The following is a 1,225-nucleotide window of genomic DNA, read 5'->3' as shown; positions in this document are numbered from 1 at the left end:
CCGGCACATGCATGCAGCGACACACCTGTGTCACCAGACTGCGAAGAGAAGCGTGACCCGGATGAGCGACATCGATCCCGCAGAAAGAAGGAAGACGAGCTTGACCCGAACGCCCAATTAGAGAAGCGGTCATGACCGAGCTAGTTCAGCGCTGCAGTGCAGCTTCCTATTAGGTCCCGCGGACCGCAGCCATCACGATCTCATCCTCAGCCATCCACCCTTTGGAGACCAGGAACCTGTGGATACTGTCAGGGGCCTCAGAATAGAGCACAAGCGCGAGGCTCTCTTCGGCCCGTGTGCAGGTGACATACAGCAAGCGACGGGTGCGCTTGATCGTGGTTTCCTCACCTTCGTCGGCCTTTTTCTGGGCACTGGGGCTCAGCTGCTTTACGCCAAAGAGGGTTTCATACGAGGCAAGGCCTTTGAAGCGTGTATGAACGTCGTCGGCGATCACCATGACCCGGGGAAACTCAAGTCCTTTTACCCCTTGGTGAGTACCAAATGGGCTGCGGTCTTCGACATAGTCGCGATAGCGCGCAACCTGAGAAAACGGCGCCTCAAGTGCCTGCGTCCAAGCTTCGGTGATGGCGTTTTCGGCGGGTTCCTCAGCCTTGGGAACGGTTGGCGCTTCATTTGCAGGAGATTGAATAAGATCAACGCCAATATCAGTGTCTTCCTGAGTAGGGGAGCCATCGTCAGGCAGACAGAGCTGCAGCTGGTCGGGAACTGGGAACAAACCGTGCTTCGCAACCACCGCCAACACTTCGGCACATCTCGGATCTTGGCCGTCCTCAAAGAGGGTCATCAGCGCTACGACGCCCGTCCGGGCAGCGTCGAGGCCGGTGGTTCGGCCCCCGCCTACCGCTCGGATACCTCTCTTCTCGACTAGCGGCGATCCGTCGCGCAGCACTGCCATCGCGGCATAGGCATCCCCATTCCTTTGCGCCGTCACCAAAGGCAAGACCCGGTGGGTGAAGAGCCGCATCGCGGGCAAGGTGCCATCGCGAAACCCGTCCTTGAGCTTGTCAGGTTTGCTGAGAGGTTCAAACAATTCACTGAAGCCAAGGCGCGCAGCGGCCATGTGACGCTCGATCGTGAGGGTGTTGATTTCCACCCAGAACTGACCCGGGGTTTCCATCGAGAAGTGACCCACCTTGGATTATGCTGAGCGGGTCATGATTGGGTCAAGACATGGCTTCCCTCCCTCTTTTTCCGGGTGGCTGCG

1 protein-coding gene is annotated in these 1,225 nt (G+C 58.4%); it reads right to left on the bottom strand.

The annotated features are described in order from the left end of the window. Nucleotides 1–169 precede the first annotated feature (169 nt). Nucleotides 170–1,138, bottom strand: a complete 969-nt coding sequence (locus KM176_RS24750) for a hypothetical protein (protein WP_236045457.1) — start codon at nucleotides 1,136–1,138, stop codon at nucleotides 170–172. Nucleotides 1,139–1,225 lie beyond the last annotated feature (87 nt).

Source organism: Pseudooceanicola endophyticus (assembly GCF_018760365.1).
In the GTDB taxonomy this organism is placed as follows: Bacteria; Pseudomonadota; Alphaproteobacteria; order Rhodobacterales; family Rhodobacteraceae; genus Pseudooceanicola; species Pseudooceanicola endophyticus.
Note: the sequence above shows the minus strand (reverse complement) of the source record. Positions and strands in the feature narration are given on the sequence as shown.

What these genes read in the sequence shown, in the direction of transcription:
- KM176_RS24750 (WP_236045457.1), bottom strand. Translation starts at nt 1,138, where the DNA reads ATGGAAACCCCGGGTCAGTTCTGGGTGGAAATCAACACCCTCACGATC.